Origin of the sequence: Fodinicola acaciae, assembly GCF_010993745.1 — a bacterium.
GTDB classification, from domain to species: Bacteria; Actinomycetota; Actinomycetes; order Mycobacteriales; family HKI-0501; genus Fodinicola; species Fodinicola acaciae.
This window is the reverse complement of the sequence record NZ_WOTN01000001.1, coordinates 1,059,430-1,076,267: the sequence shown is the minus strand read 5'-3', so window position 1 is coordinate 1,076,267 and position 16,838 is coordinate 1,059,430. Positions and strand designations below refer to the sequence as shown.

Genomic DNA, 16,838 nt, shown 5'->3' with positions numbered 1-16,838 from the left:
AAGTCCCACGCGGGAAACTCGCGGCCGCGTGGGACTTCGGAACCCGGCCCTAGACGAACTCGCCGACCTTGAAGACGAGCCGCGTCGCGGCGTCGTCCGCGTCGATGGTGATCGCGGAGCCTGGTGGGATCTCGCCGAAGAGGATCTTCTCGCTCAGCGCGTCCTCGACCTCGCGCTGGATCGTACGACGCAGCGGCCGCGCGCCGAGCGCCGGATCGAAGCCTTTCCTGGCAAGGAAAGTACGCGCGTTGTCGGTCAGGGTCAGCGTCATGTCGCGGTTCTTCAGCTGCTCGGCGACCCGCGCGATCATGATGTCCACGATCTGTACGGTCTCGCCCTCGGTAAGCTGGTGGAACACGACGATGTCGTCGATCCGGTTCAGGAACTCGGGCCGGAAATGCTGCTTGAGCTCGTCCTGCACCTTCTGCTTCATCCGGTCGTAGTTGCCGGCCGGGTCGTTCGCGGTCTGGAAACCGAGCGACACGGACTTGGCGACATCTCGCGCGCCGAGGTTGGTCGTCATGATCAACACCGTGTTCTTGAAGTCCACGATGCGACCCTGACCGTCGGTCAGCCGGCCGTCCTCCAACACCTGCAGCAGCGTATTGAAAACATCCGGATGCGCCTTCTCGACCTCGTCGAAAAGCACCACGCTGAACGGCTTACGGCGCACCTTCTCGGTCAGCTGGCCGCCTTCCTCATAGCCGACGTAACCAGGAGGCGCACCGACCAGCCGGGAGACCATGTGGCGGTCGTGGAACTCCGACATGTCCAGGTGGATCAGCGCGTCGTCCTGGCCGAAAAGAAACTCCGCCAACGCTTTCGACAGCTCGCTTTTGCCGACACCAGACGGGCCGGCGAAAATGAACGAACCACCGGGACGTTTCGGATCCTTCAGGCCGGCACGCGTACGCCGGATGGCCTGCGACACCGACCTGATCGCCTCGTGCTGGCCGACGATCCGCTTGTGCAGCTCGTCCTCCATCCGCAGCAGCCGAGACGTTTCTTCCTCGGTCAGCCTGACGACCGGTACGCCGGTCCAGTCCGACAGCACCTCGGCGATCACGTCCTCGGTGACCATCTCCTCAAACTGGCTGAGCTCCGGCGCCACCGTCAGCCGGCGGATCCGCATCACCGCGGCGGACTCGTCGATCAGGTCGATCGCCTTGTCCGGCAGGAAGCGGTCGGAGATGTAACGATCGGCCAGCGTCACGGCGGCGACCAGTGCGGCATCGGTGATGGTCACCCGGTGGTGCTGCTCGTACTTGTCGCGCAGGCCTTTCAGCATCTCGATCGTCTCGGCCACCGACGGCTCGGCGACGTCGACCGGTTGGAAGCGACGCGCGAGTGCCGCGTCTTTCTCGAAATGCTTCCGATATTCGGCCACCGTGGTCGCGCCGACGGTCTGCAACTCGCCGCGCGCCAGCAGTGGCTTGAGGATGTTGGCCGCGTCGATGGCACCTTCGGCCGCGCCGGCGCCGACCAGCGTGTGGATCTCGTCGATGAACAGGATGATGTCGCCGCGGGTACGGATCTCCTTCACGACTTTTCGCAGCCGTTCCTCGAAATCGCCGCGATAACGCGAGCCGGCGACCAACGCGCCGAGCTCCAGGGTGTAGAGCTGCTTGCCTTTCAACGTCTCCGGCACGTGACCGCCGGCGATCGCCTGCGCCAGGCCTTCCACGACCGCGGTCTTGCCGACACCTGGCTCACCGATCAACACCGGATTGTTTTTGGTACGCCGGGAAAGCACGCGCATGAGCCGGTCGATCTCGGTCGCCCGTCCGATCACCGGGTCGAGCCGGCCGTCGCGCGCGGCTCTGGTCAGGTTGTGACCGTACTGGTCCAGGACCAGTGCGCTGGACGGCGCGCTTTCCGGTGCCGCCGCCACGCTTTGCTCCGGATCCGACAGCAGGCGTACGACCTGCTGGCGCACACCGACCAGGTCGACGCCGAGCTTGGTGAGGATCCGCGCGGCCGAGCTCTCGGTCTCGCGGGTCAACGCGAGCAGCACGTGCTCGGTGCCGATATGGGTATGGCCGAGCTGCAACGCCTCTCGCAGGCTCAGCTCCAGCACTCGCTTCGCTCTGGGCGTAAACGGCATCTGGCCGGTCGTCACGTCCCGGTCTTGCTGCGACAGCGCCGCGGCACGCCGGCGTACGGCGTCCAGCGTGATCCCCAGGACGTCCAGCGCGTGCGCGCCGACGCCCTCGCCTTCCCTGATCAACCCCAGGAGGAAATGCTCCGTGCCGATGTAGCGGTGCTGGAGCAGATCCGCCTCCTCGCGGCCCAGTACAACGACTCGGCGCGCGCCATCGGTAAACCGTTCGAACATCATCGCTCACGCACCTCCGTTGCGATTTGGGCGTGATCTCACACAAGCACGCGCCGCAGCGGCATGGCAGCGCGTTCGCTGCTGACGGAATATGCCGACAGCGAACGGCGGTGTCAGGTCGAGGATTCCGCTGCCGCGCTGCATCCTCGCGCCGCTGCCGTGGGTCGACTCGGTGAGACGATCGATCGACGACGGAGGCACAGTGGATGGCAGCTCGGCGGTGGTGACCCCTGACCAGGTCGCCGGCACCGGTGGCCGCGCGGAACACATCGCGGCGATCGAGCAGATGTATCGCGGCTACGCACACCGCATCCTCGCCACCGTGTACGGCCTGACCGGCAGCATGGCCGAGGCGCAGGACGCCGTGCAGGAGGCCTTCGCCAGAGCGGTCGCCTCGCCGGCGAAGGTGCGCGCCGCCAGCAATCCGGAGGCCTGGCTGCTGACGGTCGCCCGCAACATCGCCCGCAGTCGCTATCGCCGGCGCAGACGGTTGGACGTACTGCTGCATCGCAGCGCACCACCGCCGGACATTCCGGGTCTGTCGCCCGACCGCGTGGCACTGTTGACCGCTCTGCAGGCGCTGCCGATGCGGCAGCGGGAGGCGATCGCGCTGCACTACCTGGCCGACCTGGACATCGCCAGCGTCGCCGAGATCATGGCCGCTCCGCTCGGGACGGTGAAGTCGTGGATCCGGCGTGGCCGGCTCCGGCTCGCCGAGCAGCTCGGAACAGAGGACGAGGACGATGCTTGAGCTCAGGGAACTCGCACAGGACGTACGCGACAGCGTCGTCGTGCCGGACTTCGCCGAGGTCGTACGGTCCGGCGAACGCATCCGCCGCCGCCGAGTCGCCACCACCATCGGCACGACCGCCGCGGCCGTCGTGGTCGGCGTCGCCGCGATCGGTACGGCCGGACCGCACACCCGGTCCACCACACCGGCGAAGCCTGTCCCGGCCCAGGTCTACGTCGACGCGATGATCCCGGTCGACAGCCACCACGCGTTTGTGCCTCAACGAGACGAAAACGGGGTCGTTGGCGTGAGCTTCACCGCGGACGGCGGCCGGAGCTGGCAGTGGACGGCACCTCCGCCGAACACCCGCCGCACAGACTCAGTCGACGTGCTCGGTCCGACCACCATTTCCTTCGGCGGATATGTCAGTGACACCTCCGGCCGCCTCTGGACGCGAGTCGAAGGCACCCCGACGACCGGTGTGGCCACCACCGGCTCGACTTCCCGGCAAATCACCGCCTACGTGAACTCGGCCGTCAAGCAGGCGGTCCCGGACGGCTGGACCGCGCGGTCGTTGTGCGAGAACGACACGGCCTGTGAGGTCTACGCGGTCGATCCGGCGACCGGCGCATGGCATCCATTGGCGCACCAGCCTCCGACACCGACCGAGGTCACGGTCGATTCGGCAGGCCGCATGTGGGCCGCCAAGCGCGTGGTGCTGCCTGGCGACAAGCCGTCGTGTGCGCTGAGCGTGAGCACCGACCGCGGCGCGTCGTGGTCGACCTACCCCATCCCGGGCAGCGCCGGATGTGTCAACGCGCCATCGACGACCAGTGACGGCACCGCGTACGCGCTGGTGGCGACGGCTGGCGCGACCGACAAGACGCCCGGCGTGCTGGTGTCACACGACAGCGGCAGGACGTGGCAGCGACAAGCTCTCGGCATGGCGCTCAGCGACCTGTACGTGCTGCCGGACGGCACCATGATCGGCCGGCCGCCGCTGAACTCCCCGGATCCGGCCACCACCCTGCTGCGGAGCACGGACGGCGGCAAGACCTTCACGCCGATCCCCGGCACGGCACACGCGGCCGGCATCGAGCGTACGGTGACCGGCGCGTACGCGGCTCTCGTCCATCCCGCGACCGGCGGCATGAACGCGGCCAGGCTGATCGTCTCCGACGACGGCCTGCACTGGAGTCAGATTGCGATGCCGGCGCGGTAGTCGGCGATCGCCGCCAGCGCGGCGTCCACATCGGAATCGTTGTTGTAGTAATGAAAAGACAGGCGCAGGACGTTGCCGCGAGGCGCCGTGAAGATGCGGCGCCTCGACAGGTATGCGGCCAGCCGGTCCGGATCGTCGTCGACCAGTGCGACCTGCGGGCCAGGGGGCGAAGCAGGCAGCCACACCTTCTCCCCCGCCGCCCGCAGCCGCTCGGCCGTACGCGTGGCCAGGGCGGTCACGTGCCGGCCGACCGCGTACGGATCGACGCGGGACAACAGCCGCAGGCCGGCGTTGGCGGCGTACGCGGCCGGGATCGCCGGTGTGCCGGTCTCGAAACGGCGAGCCCGCGCCGGAAAGTCCAGCCGCCGCGGGTCGAAGCGAAACGGGTCGACCCGGCCGAACCAGCCGGTCAGCTGCGGCGGCAGATCGTCGGTGACCCCGTCGCGCGCGTAGAGAAAGGCGAGTCCCGGCAGGCCGAGCAGGTATTTCAGGGCTCCGGCGACCAGATAGTCGCAGCCGAGCGCGCGTACGTCGATGGGGAGCACACCGGCGGCCTGGTACGCGTCGACGAACACCCGCGCACCGACCTCGCGAGCGCGCGCGACGGCGGCTTCGACCGGCATCCGTGCGCCGTTTCGGTAGGACGCAAGCGGCACCGACACCAGCGCCGTACGCTCGTCGATCGCCGCCACCAGCTCGTCGGCATCGACCGTCGCGTCTCGCTCCGGCACATGCACGACCTCGGCGCCGCGCGGTGCCTGAGCCAGCCAGACATGGCCGATCGATGGAAACTCCATGTCGGTGGTCACCACGACCGGCCGCCGCGACCAGTCCTTTGTGGAGGCGATCTGGTACGCCCCATCCGACGCGCACGCGACGATCGCGACCTCGTCCGGACTCGCGCCGATCAGCTCGGCGAACCGGTCGCGAGCCTGGTCGACCTCGGTCATCCAGACCTGCCACGGCGCGCCGTACGCGTGCAGGCTGGCGGTCAGCTCGGCGAGCGCCACGGTCAGCTCGCCGGACAGCGCACCCTGGCTGCAGCTGGCCAGATGGACGGTGTGGGCCAGCATCGGAAAGTTGTCGCGAAACTGCGCACTGGTGAGCATCGCACCCCTGTCAGTAGCTCGGCGGTGTGACCGCGAGCAGGAAGCGGACCGGCCTGGCGGTCTCGTTGAGATAGCGGTGTGGCCGCCGTGAGTCGAAGGTGGCGCTGTCGCCGGCGCGCAGCTCGTGGCGCACGCCGTCGACCTCGACCACCAACCGGCCGGCCAGCACGACCGCGCATTCCTCGGACGGGTGGCTCCAGCCGGTCTCCGATGACACGGCACCCGCCTCCAACCGCCCTTCCAGCACCTCGATCCGGCTGCCACCGGCCGACACGCGCTGGTAGGCGATCTCGCCGCGCGGCGACCGCACGTCCATCCGGCTGCCGGCGCGTACCACCGCGACCGGCTCCGGGTCCGACTCCTGGAACAGGCTGAACAGCGGCGTGTCCAGCGCACGCGCGATCCGGCGTAGCGTCTCCAGGCTGGGATCGGTGACGCCGCGCTCGACCTGGCTGATCATCCCGACCGACACGTCGGCCGCCCTGGCCAGCTCGGTCACCGTCATCGACCGCGCCGTCCGCAGCTCGCGAACCCGTTCCCCGACCACCGTACGATTTTAGGTGGGCTGAAACACTTTAGCCACAGTGTCACGATCCGGCCGTTGACACGCCTGCCGGCCGGCCGCAGACTGCCTGAGCATGACGCGTCCGAGCACAACGGAGCACCCCGGCCAGACCGGCGGACTGCGGCGCGAGCTCACCAGCAGGCAGCTGAGCATGATCGGCCTCGGCGGCGCGATCGGCACCGGCCTGTTCCTCGGCTCGGCGCTGGCGATCTCACAGGCCGGACCCGGCACCATCATCGCGTACGGGGTGTGCGCTCTCGTCGCGTTCGTGGTGGCGTGGGCCCTGGCCGAGATGGTCGTCGTGCACCCGGAAGCCGGTTCGTTCGGCGCGATCGCTCATCGCTATCTCGGACCGCTGGCCGGTTTCGTGCAGCGCTGGACCTACTGGGCCATCCAGTGCATCGCCGTCGGCGGCGAGGTCGTCGCGGCCGGCCTCTACATCCAGTTCTGGTGGCCGCAGGTCCCGTTGTGGCTGCCGGTGGTCGTGTTTTCGTTGCTGGTGCTGGTTTCCAACGCGATGGCCGTACGGTTTTTCGGCACCGTCGAGTACTGGTTCGCGATGATCAAGGTCGTCGCGATCGTCGTCTTCGTCCTGCTCGGCCTGTTGCTGATCACCGTCGGCCTGCCCAAATCGCCGCCGACCGGCCTCGGCAACCTGGTCGGTCACGGCGGTTTCCTGCCCAACGGCCTCGGTGGCCTGTTCCTGGCGATGGTTTTCGTGCTGTTCAGCTACATCGGCACCGAGGTCGTCGCGGTGACCGCGGCGGAGTCGAAGCAACCGGAGCGCGACATCCCCAGGGCGGCGCGTCGGATGGTCGTCCGGCTGGTGCTTTTCTACGTGTTGGCCATCGCGATCGTGCTCGCCGTCGTGCCGTGGACGGTGACCGCGCAAGGCGGCTCGGTCGACGCGAGTCCGTTCGTACGCGTCTTCCAGAGCGCCGGCATCCCGGCCGCCGCGGCCATCACCAACTTCGTCGTGCTGACCGCGGCACTTTCCAGCGCCAACACCAATCTCTATCTGACCACCCGGATGCTGCACTCGCTGGCCACCGACCGCTACGCGCCGGCCTGGACCGGCCGGCTCAGCGCCTCCGGCGTGCCGCGCAACGCGCTTTTGTTGTCAGCGCTCGGATTGGCGCTCGCCGCCACGCTCTCCGCGGTCGCCGCGAACAGCGCGTACGTGGCGTTGTTCGGCATCTCGATCTTCGGAGCGTTGCTGGTGTGGATCCTGATCCTGGTGACGCACTGGGCTTTTCGCCGTGCCAGTCAGCAAAAGGCGCCGGTGCGGCTGTGGGGTGCGCCCTACACCTCCGGCGTCGCCGCGCTTTTCCTTTTCGCGGTCATGGTTTCCACCGCCTTCATCAAGGGCCTCGACACGGCCTGGATGGCCGGCCTGCCGTTCTTCGCGATCCTGGTCGTCGCGCACTTCGTCATCAGGAAACGCCGATCAGCCAACGCAACGACAGCGCCGGACCACAGCGAGCAAGCCTGACCGAGCCGGTTTCCTCGTAGGCCAAGCACAATCCGGTCGTACGATGCAGCACCCGCCCGTCGGCCGAGACCGTCCACCGTTGTGCCGCGCTGCCGTCGCATGCCCTGGCCGAGACGCCTCCGTCCAGACACAGGCCAGGTGTGGCAGTTACGCAACGAACCGGCCGCCATCCACCGCTGGCTCGCACTTCCGTGGCCATTGATGGCAAACACGCGACCGTCGGCCTCGCTGTCGAGGTAGAGAGCGGACGCCGCGTTGACAAAGTTGACCGACATCGAGGTCGAGGATGCGACCGGCACCGGTGCGTCGCGATCGCCGACCTGCCAGACGACGATCGCCAGCACGGCAACCAACGCCACCACCGAAGCCGCAAGCCACGTCGCTCTCGCCATCGCCGTCCTTTCCGCTGCCAGTCAGACACCCAGGCAGCGGAAAGGTTGCAGCCGTTTTCAGGAGTTGATGGCAGCGATGATCCGTGGACGCAGCTCGGCGACGCTGATCACCGCGTCCACCGAGCCGACCTCGACGGCTCGCTGGATGCTGTGGACGCGGTCGAATTCGGTCGCCACCTCGCCGAGCTTCTCGGCGCGTACGGCCACCCGCAGCTCGTCCAGCTCGGCTCGCAGGGCCGACCGCTCGGCGGCGGAGGCCGACGCGAGCCGGGCCTCCAGGTCCACGACACGCGGATCGGCGGCCGTACGTGCGTTGACATCACCGGCGAAGACGACCGCGGCGGCCGGAGCGCCACCGAGCACCGACGCGTACGAGCCTTCCAACGCCAACACGGTCATGTTGGGGTTGAGCGCCTTGGAAAACACCACGAACGCGCCACCGTGATAGCGCGAGATCACGCAGAACACGATCGGGCCGCGGAAGTTCACGATGGCACGGCCGATCTCCGCGCCGTATTCCAGCTGCAGCTTGCGCATCGACTCCGGCGAGCCGTCGAAGCCGGACAGGTTGGCCAGCACGACCAGCGGCCGGTTGCCGCTGGCCGCGTTGATCGCGCGAGCGGCCTTTTTGGACGACAACGGGAAAAGCGTGCCGGCGGTGTAGGTGTCAGGGCCGTCGGTCGGCGGGAAGCCGCGACGCGGCACGGCCCGCGACTCGATGCCGAGCAGGCAGACCGGGACGCCGCCGAGGTGCACGTCCTGCACCACCGCGGTGTCCGCGTCGGCCATGCCGGCCCACCGCTCCAGCACCGCGTGGTCCTGGTCGGACAGCGCTCGCATCACCGTACGGATGTCAAACGGCTTCTTCCGGTCGGGGTTGAGCTCGGCCGAGAAGATCTCACCGACCGTCGCGAAGTCGCTGCCTTCCACCGCGTGCGGATAGCTGGAGACATCGCGGTCGTGCGGATCGAAGGTGGCCGTACGACGCGGCCGGACCTCGCCCGGAGCGACGTACGTGTGGTCGTAGTGCGCCATCAACACGTCGCGCGCCGCCGCCAGCGTCGGAGCCCAGTACTGCGCCTGGCCGTTCGGGCCCATCACCCGGTCGTAACCGCCGATGCCGAAGTTGTCCTCGGCCGACACGCCGCCGGAGAAGTCCATGGCCTGTTTGCCGGTCAACACCATCGCCGAGTCCGGCGTCATCACCAGAATGCCCTTGGTGTGCATCAGCATCGTCGCCTCGGCGTTCCAGTATGGCTGCGCGCCGACGTTGATGCCGTTGACCACGATGTTGATCTCGCCACCTGCCTGCGTGAACTCGACGATCCGCTTCAGCGCGACGGCGACCCAGTCCATGTTTTCGGTGCCGGAGTCCATCGAGATCCGCGCGCCGGCCGACAGCGCGAACCACTCCACCGGCACGCGCATCCGCTCGGCGAGATCCAGCGCGGCGCTCACCCGCCGGCACTCCGGCTCGGACAGCGCACCGAGAGATTTCGTCGGATCGCCAAGTAAAACGACGCGTTTCACACCGTCCGGATGGCGCTTGGTCGGCGTACTGACCACCCCGGTGACGATCGCCGCGGTGTTCAGGCCCTTGGGCCGGTCAACCGGCGTCAGCGTATGCGACTCGTCGAGGTCGTATTCCACGAAGTCGCCGAGCATCGAGGTGACCTCGTATGGATAGACCGTGTTGCGGCTGGACGCGCGCAGCACCTTAAGCCGGTAGTCGTCCAACGGCTCGACCGGCTCGGTCGGCGGCTCGCTGAGGCTCAGCCGTACGCCGGAACCGGTCGGCTCACTGATCCGTACGGCGATCTCGTGCAGCTCGCCGGTCGCGCGGTCGCGCTGCTTGGCCAGGAACAGCACCTCCTCCAGGCCGGCGCCGACGACGGTCGGCAGCACGCGCTGGACGAGCATGTTCATCTCTTCGCCGGTCAGCTCGCTCGGCGGCCACACGTAGATGACGATCCGGTTGGTGTCGAACCGGTTGCGCGCCGGACGCTGGGCCTGAGCGCGACGCAGCGAGTCCAGGCAGGTCGCCAGGATCTCCTCCACCGCCGGCAACGCGACCAGCCGGCCGTCGTGCTCGCGCAGTGGCGTCAGGTCACGCACCTGCGCGAACGCGACCAGCCGCTGGTCCGACGGGTTCTTCCGCGCGACGCACTTGAAGAGATAGACCTCCTCGTCGGAGGACGGTACGCGCGTCAGGTCGAAGTTGCGCAGCCGCTGCAGCTGCATCCGCTCGGCGATGTACGGATGCAGGCCGCGGATCAGCCGCTCCTCGGCGAAACCGGTCGAGGCCGGCCGGAAGGTGAAATGGTGGTGCATCACCGAGTGGCCGCTGCCGGCGACCGTTGTGGTGATCCGGCGGACCTGGCTCGGCAACGGCTGCGCCGCCAGGACCTCCAACAGCTCGGCCGCCATCACGTCCGAGTCCTCCGGCTGGTTGTCCCAGCCGATGTAGATGTCGGCGCTCAGGTCACCCTCGGCCGCCAGCTCGCCAACACCGCGCAGGGCGTCGCCGAGCGCCGCGAAACCGACCGCGGTCGTCACGATCCGCGAGTCGGTCTCCGGCCGCCGCGCGACGACGAACGTACAGCCGGCCACCGGCTCGGTGTGTACGTCCTCCAGCGACCGGTTGCCGTAGTAACGCCTGGTCAGCACCTCGAGCAGCGGCGCGTGGTCGACGTCCTTGTGCAGGCGCTGGCCGAGCAGCCGGACCAGCGGCTCGGAGGCCGCGACCATCTCGCGGATCCGCTCGGCGCGATCCGGCGCGGCCGGGTCGCGGTCGAGTTCGCGCAGGTGGGAGCGTACGTCCGCATACACGCGAGCACGTGTGCGGCGCAGCAGTGGCTGTGCGAACCAGGCGAACACGACGCCGCGCGCGAGGTCGGACACCGCCGGAAACCGCACCTGCGTCGCCGACACCAGGTGCTCCAAGGCGAGACCGGCCGGCTCCCGCATCGCCTCGCCGGGCGACAGCTCGCGCAGCCACTCGCGCAGCAATGTCATGATCACGTTGGTGTTGGTGCCGGCGTTCTGCTGCGCCAGGAAGATCCGGAAGACCGCGGCCTCCAGCTCCGGCGTACGCTCCAGGTCGGTGATGCCGTAGTGGCCGAGCACCTTGGCCAGCCGGCTCTGGAAGCTGGCCGACAGGCCGGCCCGCTCGGCGTCGAGACTTTGCAGATACGAATGGAAATGCTCGCGCGCACTGCGGACGTGGTTGTTGGCGCCGAGCTCCTCGACACCGGGCTTGTTGCGGCTCAGCTCGCAGATGTCCGCGAACACGGCAACCAGCTCCAGCTCCTCGGCCAACATGCGGCGACCGTTGAGCGCCCGCCGAGCGGCCACATAGTCATCGAGCGTCCGCCGGACGTCGTACGGATCGACGTCGAAGCCGAGCAGCAGACTGCGCAGATCCTCCAGGCCGCGGCTCGCCCGTACGCGGTCTGGCACGTCGTCGCGCGGTGCCGGCAGGTCGATCTCGACCGAGTCGTCGACCGTCTCGGTTGCGGCGCCTTCCTCAGCCACCGGCTCCAGCCGCAGCAGCGGCGCGCCGGTCTCCACCTGGCTGCCGACCGAGACGGCCAGCTCCTTCAGCCGGGCCTTGAACGGAGCGCGTACGACCGTCTCCATCTTCATGCTTTCCAGCACGATCACCGGCGCGCCCGCCTCGACCTCGGCGCCGATCGCCATCGGAGTCGCGACCACCAGCGCCGGCGCTGGCGACCGCATCACGCCGCCCTCGTCGCGGCTCACGCGGTGCGCGACACCATCGACCTCCACCAGGTGGATCGGACCGTGCGTGCCGGTCAACAGGCGGTGCCGCGCGCCGTTGACGGTGATGTGGCCGGTGTGCTCGTCGAAGCGGTCCAGCTCGACCTCGGCCACGCGTACGCTGTCGCCGGCCTCCACGCCGACGCGGAAGCGTTGCGCACCAACGCGGGCGACGCGTACGCGGTAGGTGACGCCGCGCAGCTTCAGGTCCAGCGGCCGTCCGCTCTGGTGCTGCACTTGCGGACGGCCGCCGAACGCCGTCGAGAGCAGTCGCTGCCGCTCGACGCGCTCGGCCTCCTCGTACGCCTCGATGGCGGCCGCGGTGAGTGCGACACCGGCGTGCCGGTGCAGGACGAGCCGGCCTTCACCGCGTACCCGGTCGATCCAGCCGGTGTCGGCGCTGCCGTCGACGACCTCCGGCTGGTCGAGCAGGTCGAGCACGAAGCTCTTGTTGGTGGCGCCACCTTCGATGATCACCGTCGTCTCGGCCATCGCGCGGCGCAGCCGGCCGAGTGCCTCGTCGCGATCGCGGCCGTACGCGATGATCTTGGCGATCATCGAGTCGAAGTCGGCCGGGATGCGGTCGCCCTCGCTGACGCCGGTGTCGACCCGGATGCCGGGACCTGCCGGCAGGTCGAGCCGCGCGATCCGGCCGGGCGACGGCGCGAAGTCGCGGTCGGGGTCCTCTGCGTTGAGCCGTGCCTCGATCGCGTGACCGCGCTCGACCGGCGGCTCACCGGTCAGCTTGTTGCCCGACGCCACCTGCAGCTGCGCCTTGACCAGGTCGAAGCCGGTGGTCGACTCGGTGATCGGATGCTCGACCTGGAGCCGCGTGTTGACCTCCAGGAAGGCGAACATGCGGTCGCCGGGGTGATAGAGAAACTCGACGGTCGCCGCGCCGCAGTAGCCGACCGCGATCGCCAACCGCTCGGCGGAGGTCTTCAGCTCGGCGGCCTGCTCGGCGGAGAGCACCGGCGACGCCGACTCCTCGATGACCTTCTGGTTGCGCCGCTGCACGGAGCAGTCACGTACGCCCAGCGCCCACGCGGTCCCCTGGCCGTCGGCGATGACCTGCACCTCGACGTGCCGCGCACCGGTGACCAGCCGCTCCAGGAAGACGATGCCGCTGCCAAAAGCGCGCGCGGCCTCCTGGCTGGTTCGCTCGTACGCGTCGACCAGCTCGGCCTCATTGGTGATCACCCGGATGCCGCGGCCGCCACCACCGGCGGTCGCCTTGAGCATCAGCGGATAGCCGACCTCGGCGGCCGACCGCTTGGCCGCCTCCAGCGTCTCGACCGCGCCGCGGCTCCACGGCGCGACCGGCACGCCGACCTCCTCGGCGATCAGCTTGGCGCCGATCTTGTCGCCGAGCCGGCGCATCGCCTCCGCGCTCGGACCGACGAACGTCACGCCGACTTTCTCGCACAGCTCGGCGAAAGCCGGGTCCTCCGCGACGAAACCCCAGCCGACCCAGGCCGCGTCGGCGCCGGTGTCGACCAGTGCCTGCTCAAGCACTTTCAGGTCCAGGTAAGGCCGTGCCGAGGCCGGACCGAGGTCATATGCGATGTCCGCCTCACGTACGAAGGTGGCCGTGCGGTCCACGTCGGTGTGCAACGCCACCGTCTCGATCCGCGTGCCAGTCTCCGCTGCGATGTCACGTACGGCGTGGATGAGCCGCATGGCGGCCTCACCGCGGTTGACGATGGCGACACGACTGAACACCGACCAAGACCTCCTCGGACCGACAAGCTGCCTCGTCCACCCTCGCCGCTACCCGCTCGTAGTGCCATGTCGCGAGCAACGCATCCATGATGCCCGGGTTGTAGGAAACCAACAAAAGCGCTCCACGGACCGCGGATTCCCCTCCGCCGCGAGTGTGGGGAACGTCCACTCGGCTGGCCGTCTCGTCCACGAGGTGGAGGGCGTTGTCAGCCGCCGGGTCGAGGCCCGCGGCCGCCGCGTTCCGTACCGTCGACAAGGTCAAGAAAGATTGAAGGAGTGCGCAGATGGAGGCCTTGCGGCTGCTGATGGAGCAGATCCGGCCGCACCGATGGCTGGTGCTGACCGGTGCGGTGATCACCTTCGTCGGTGGCCTGGCCGGCCTCGCCGAGCCGCTGGCGGCGAAGGCCGTGATCGACTCGCTGGGCTCCGGCCGCTCGCTGCTCTGGCCGATCGTCCTGCTAACCGGCCTGGTGGCGGCCGGCGCCGCGGTGTCCGCGCTCGGCGGCTATGTCCTCGCGCGTACGGCCGAAAACGTCGTGCTCACCGCACGCCGCCGGCTGATCGGCCGGATGCTGCGGCTGCGCGTCTCCGACGTCGACCGGCTCAAGCCCGGCGACCTGATCGCGCGGCTCACCTCCGACACGACGCTGCTGCGCGGCATCAGCACGACCGGCCTGGTCAACGCGGCAAACGGGGTGCTGATGGTGATCGGTTCGATCGTCCTGATGGCCGTCATGGACTGGGTCCTGCTGCTGGTGACGCTCGGCGTACTCGTGCTGATCGGCGGCCTGGCCGGCCTGATGCTGCCGCAGATCGGCCGCGCGACCGAGGCGGCGCAGGCGTCGGTCGCCACCATCGGCACCACGCTGGAACGCGCGCTCGGCGCTTTTCGTACGGTCAAGGCCAGCAACGCCGAGGCGCGCGAGATCGAGTCCGGCCGCCAAGCCGCCGCACAGGCGTGGCGCAGCGGCGTACGTGCGGCGAAGTGGAACGCCGCCGTCGACGTCGTCGCCGGTCTGGCGATCCAGGTGTCGTTTCTGGTCGTGCTTGGCGTCGGCGGTGCGCGCGTGGCGACCGGCGCGATGGAGCTGTCGTCGCTGATCGCCTTCCTGCTCTTTCTCTTCTATCTGATGGCGCCGGTCATGTCGGTCATCGAGGCCGGCGTCCAGCTGCAGCTCGGACTGGCCGCGATCCGCCGGATGCGGGAGATCGAGCTGCTGCAGACCGAGAGCGGCAACGTGCTCGAGTTCCGGCCGCAGCCGGTGGCGGCCGGGCCGGCGTCGATCAGCTTCGACCGCGTGTCGTTTCGCTATCAACCGGACGGTCCGCTGGTGCACCAGGACCTGAGCTTCCGGCTGCCGGCCGGCGGCATGTCCGCCTTCGTCGGACCGTCCGGCGCCGGCAAGACGACGGTGTTCTCGCTGATCGAGCGGTTCTACGAGCCGGAGTCCGGCAGCGTACGCGTTGACGGTCGCGACACCGCCGACTGGCCGCTCAACGAGCTGCGCGCGGCGATCGCGTACGTCGAACAGGACGCACCGATCCTGGCCGGCACGATCCGCGACAACCTGCTCTATGCCGCCCCGACCGCCAGCGACGACGAGATCGCGGCGGCGGTCGCGCGTACCCGGCTCGAATCGACGATCTCGCGACTGCCGGACGGCCTCGACACGGTCGTCGGCCACCGTGGCGTCACGCTCTCCGGCGGCGAGCGCCAGCGGATCGCCATCGCTCGCGCGCTACTACGCCGGCCGCGCGTGCTCCTGCTGGACGAGATCACCTCCCAGCTCGACGCGGTGAACGAGCTGGCGCTGCGCGAGGTCGTCGCCGACGTCGCGAAGACGACGACCGTACTCGTCATCGCACACCGGCTGTCGACGGTCGCCAGCGCCGACCGTGTGCTGGTGATCGACCGCGGTGAGCTGCGCGCCACCGGCACACATGCCGAGCTGCTGGCCGCCGGCGGTCTCTATCGCGAGCTGGCGACCACCCAGTCGCTGGAAGCCGGCGGCCTCGCTTCCTAGGGCCTGTCTCTCATCCCCCCGGAATATGGAGACAGGCCCTAGAAGTAGGTGCCGCAGAACGGCGCCGCGTCCTGGTGGAACAGGTCGTCCGCCTCGGCGACCGCGTCGGCGCGATGCACCGTCACGCGGCCGGCGCGTGCCAGCTGCCACCAGCGCGGTCCACCGAGGTAGAGCGCGGCGAGCGTACTCACGTCGACCGACAGGTCGGGGTCGGACTCGGTGCGGCTCGCGCCTTTGCCGCTGATCACGTACGTGCCGTTGTTGTCCGGCAGCACGTTGTCGGTCACCGAGACGGTCACGGATCCGTCGCCGCGGTAGGTGCGCCTGGACAGCGCCGCCGGCACGTCGACCAGTCGCAGCCACGTCTCGTCGTCACGCGACGTCGTGTTCAACGCGCGCGGATCGACGAAGAAATACGCCAACGGCGTGTCGGTGGGCGTGTAGTCGAACTTGATCCGCTCCACCAGGTCGATCGAGACCAGATAGCGGACCAGCCCGGCGTACGCGGTCTCGCTGGCCGCGATCAGGTCGTGGACGACGATCGTCCGCGGACTCTCCCACCAGTTTTCCGCCACCTCGTAACGCAGGAAGCCGTCCTCGGCGCCCGGCTCGCCGTGGACCAGGAAATACTGCTTTTGCCCTTTGCGCGCCGAATACTGGACGCCGTCCCACCAGTACGCCGGCCGGTTGATCGCACCGACCCAGCTGGCCGCCGACGGATAGATTTTCCGCGCTTCCTGCCAGCCGGTGTCCGGGTGCAGCAGCCGCACGCGCCCACCCGCCGGCACCTCCGGCCGCAACGCGAGCCGCTCGCGCGTCAGCTCGTACGTCGCGCCGATGGTCGCCACGCCATAGCCGAACCGGCCGTAGATGACTCCTTCACTGGCGCGCAAGCTCGCGACAACCTCGCCACGAGCGGCAAAATCCGCCAGCTGCCGGCGCATCAACCCCGACAACACCCCGCGCCGCGTATGCGTCGGCAGCACACCGACATGCGTGACAGCCGCATGCGGCAACCGGTCGCCGCCCGGCGACACCAGCCAACTGGTGTACGCATTGGCCGTACCCACCATCTCGCCGTCCACGAACGCCCCCAACGTCCGCCCCGGCTCGAATCGCTTGCTCAGATCCCGATCGGGATCCAACTCCGGCGCACCAACCAACGCGGTCGCGAACACGGACGCCGAGCGACGCAGCTCGGCGTCGTCGGTCAGAACTCTGATGTCAACGGTCACTCCGCCATTGTGCCGACCCGGTCTGACACCTCCGAGCCATTAAGCAGCGGTTGGTGCCAGAGAGACCGTGGTGTCCCGGCAGGTGGCGAGAAGGTCCACTATCTGGGATCGGCGAGTCAATGCAGCGCTAAATGTCCGCCTTGCGAGGTTCGCGGGTCGCGTGAATGCCGCCTTACTAGCGCTAGATGCAAGAAACAAGGCTTTCACGCCACCGTGATCCCCGGAGACTGTG

Annotated in this window: 9 protein-coding genes; 4 read left to right on the top strand and 5 right to left on the bottom strand. The window is 68.8% G+C overall.

Translation table 11 applies throughout. The features are described 5' to 3' along the window. Window positions 1-49: 49 nt before the first annotated feature. Window positions 50-2,335, bottom strand: coding sequence for an ATP-dependent Clp protease ATP-binding subunit (locus GNX95_RS04935; protein WP_163507850.1), 2,286 nt, complete (start codon window positions 2,333-2,335; stop codon window positions 50-52). Window positions 2,336-2,426: 91 nt separating this feature from the next. Here GNX95_RS04935 and GNX95_RS04930 point away from each other — a divergent pair, with 91 nt between their 5' ends. Continuing rightward, entirely contained in the window at window positions 2,427-3,086 is a 660-nt protein-coding gene (locus GNX95_RS04930) for an RNA polymerase sigma factor (RefSeq protein WP_222853400.1), read from the top strand. Further along, window positions 3,079-4,287 (top strand): WD40/YVTN/BNR-like repeat-containing protein, encoded by a 1,209-nt coding sequence (locus tag GNX95_RS04925; protein WP_163505945.1) that lies wholly within the window; start codon window positions 3,079-3,081, stop codon window positions 4,285-4,287. The genes GNX95_RS04930 and GNX95_RS04925 overlap by 8 nt, the downstream gene beginning before the upstream one ends. Here the strand turns inward: GNX95_RS04925 and GNX95_RS04920 are convergent. Together GNX95_RS04920 and GNX95_RS04915 are read right to left on the bottom strand one after the other, a co-directional pair. Further along, window positions 4,263-5,396: an aminotransferase class V-fold PLP-dependent enzyme gene (locus GNX95_RS04920; protein WP_222853399.1), complete on the bottom strand. Its 1,134-nt coding sequence runs from the start codon at window positions 5,394-5,396 to the stop codon at window positions 4,263-4,265. The genes GNX95_RS04925 and GNX95_RS04920 overlap by 25 nt on opposite strands. Before the next feature lie 10 nt (window positions 5,397-5,406). Next, the gene (locus tag GNX95_RS04915; protein ID WP_163505944.1) at window positions 5,407-5,943 is read right to left on the bottom strand and encodes a helix-turn-helix domain-containing protein; all 537 of its coding nucleotides are present in this window, start codon (window positions 5,941-5,943) and stop codon (window positions 5,407-5,409) included. A 91-nt stretch (window positions 5,944-6,034) separates the two neighbouring features. Here GNX95_RS04915 and GNX95_RS04910 point away from each other — a divergent pair, with 91 nt between their 5' ends. Next, window positions 6,035-7,453, top strand: a complete 1,419-nt coding sequence (locus tag GNX95_RS04910; RefSeq protein ID WP_163505943.1) for an amino acid permease — start codon at window positions 6,035-6,037, stop codon at window positions 7,451-7,453. 449 nt (window positions 7,454-7,902) lie between these two features. Here GNX95_RS04910 and GNX95_RS04905 read toward each other — a convergent pair whose 3' ends face one another. Beyond that, window positions 7,903-13,347 carry an ATP-binding protein gene (locus GNX95_RS04905; protein ID WP_163505942.1) on the bottom strand — a complete coding sequence of 1,815 codons (5,445 nt, stop codon included), beginning with the start codon at window positions 13,345-13,347 and terminating at the stop codon, window positions 7,903-7,905. Between the two features lie 284 nt (window positions 13,348-13,631). Between GNX95_RS04905 and GNX95_RS04900 the strand changes: the two genes are divergently transcribed. Then, on the top strand, window positions 13,632-15,371 hold the full coding sequence (locus GNX95_RS04900; RefSeq protein ID WP_222853398.1) for an ABC transporter ATP-binding protein: 1,740 nt from the start codon (window positions 13,632-13,634) through the stop codon (window positions 15,369-15,371). A 38-nt stretch (window positions 15,372-15,409) separates the two neighbouring features. Here the strand turns inward: GNX95_RS04900 and GNX95_RS04895 are convergent, their stop codons facing one another. Continuing rightward, window positions 15,410-16,606, bottom strand: a complete 1,197-nt coding sequence (locus GNX95_RS04895) for a GNAT family N-acetyltransferase (protein WP_163505941.1) — start codon at window positions 16,604-16,606, stop codon at window positions 15,410-15,412. Window positions 16,607-16,838 lie beyond the last annotated feature (232 nt).

Bases quoted from the DNA above. Each gene is read 5' to 3' on its own strand.
- GNX95_RS04935 (WP_163507850.1), bottom strand. From the start codon at position 2,335: ATGTTCGAACGGTTTACCGATGGCGCGCGCCGAGTCGTTGTACTGGGC.
- GNX95_RS04930 (WP_222853400.1), top strand. From the start codon at position 2,427: ATGCCGACAGCGAACGGCGGTGTCAGGTCGAGGATTCCGCTGCCGCGC.
- GNX95_RS04925 (WP_163505945.1), top strand. From the start codon at position 3,079: ATGCTTGAGCTCAGGGAACTCGCACAGGACGTACGCGACAGCGTCGTC.
- GNX95_RS04920 (WP_222853399.1), bottom strand. From the start codon at position 5,396: ATGCTCACCAGTGCGCAGTTTCGCGACAACTTTCCGATGCTGGCCCAC.
- GNX95_RS04910 (WP_163505943.1), top strand. From the start codon at position 6,035: ATGACGCGTCCGAGCACAACGGAGCACCCCGGCCAGACCGGCGGACTG.
- GNX95_RS04900 (WP_222853398.1), top strand. From the start codon at position 13,632: ATGGAGGCCTTGCGGCTGCTGATGGAGCAGATCCGGCCGCACCGATGG.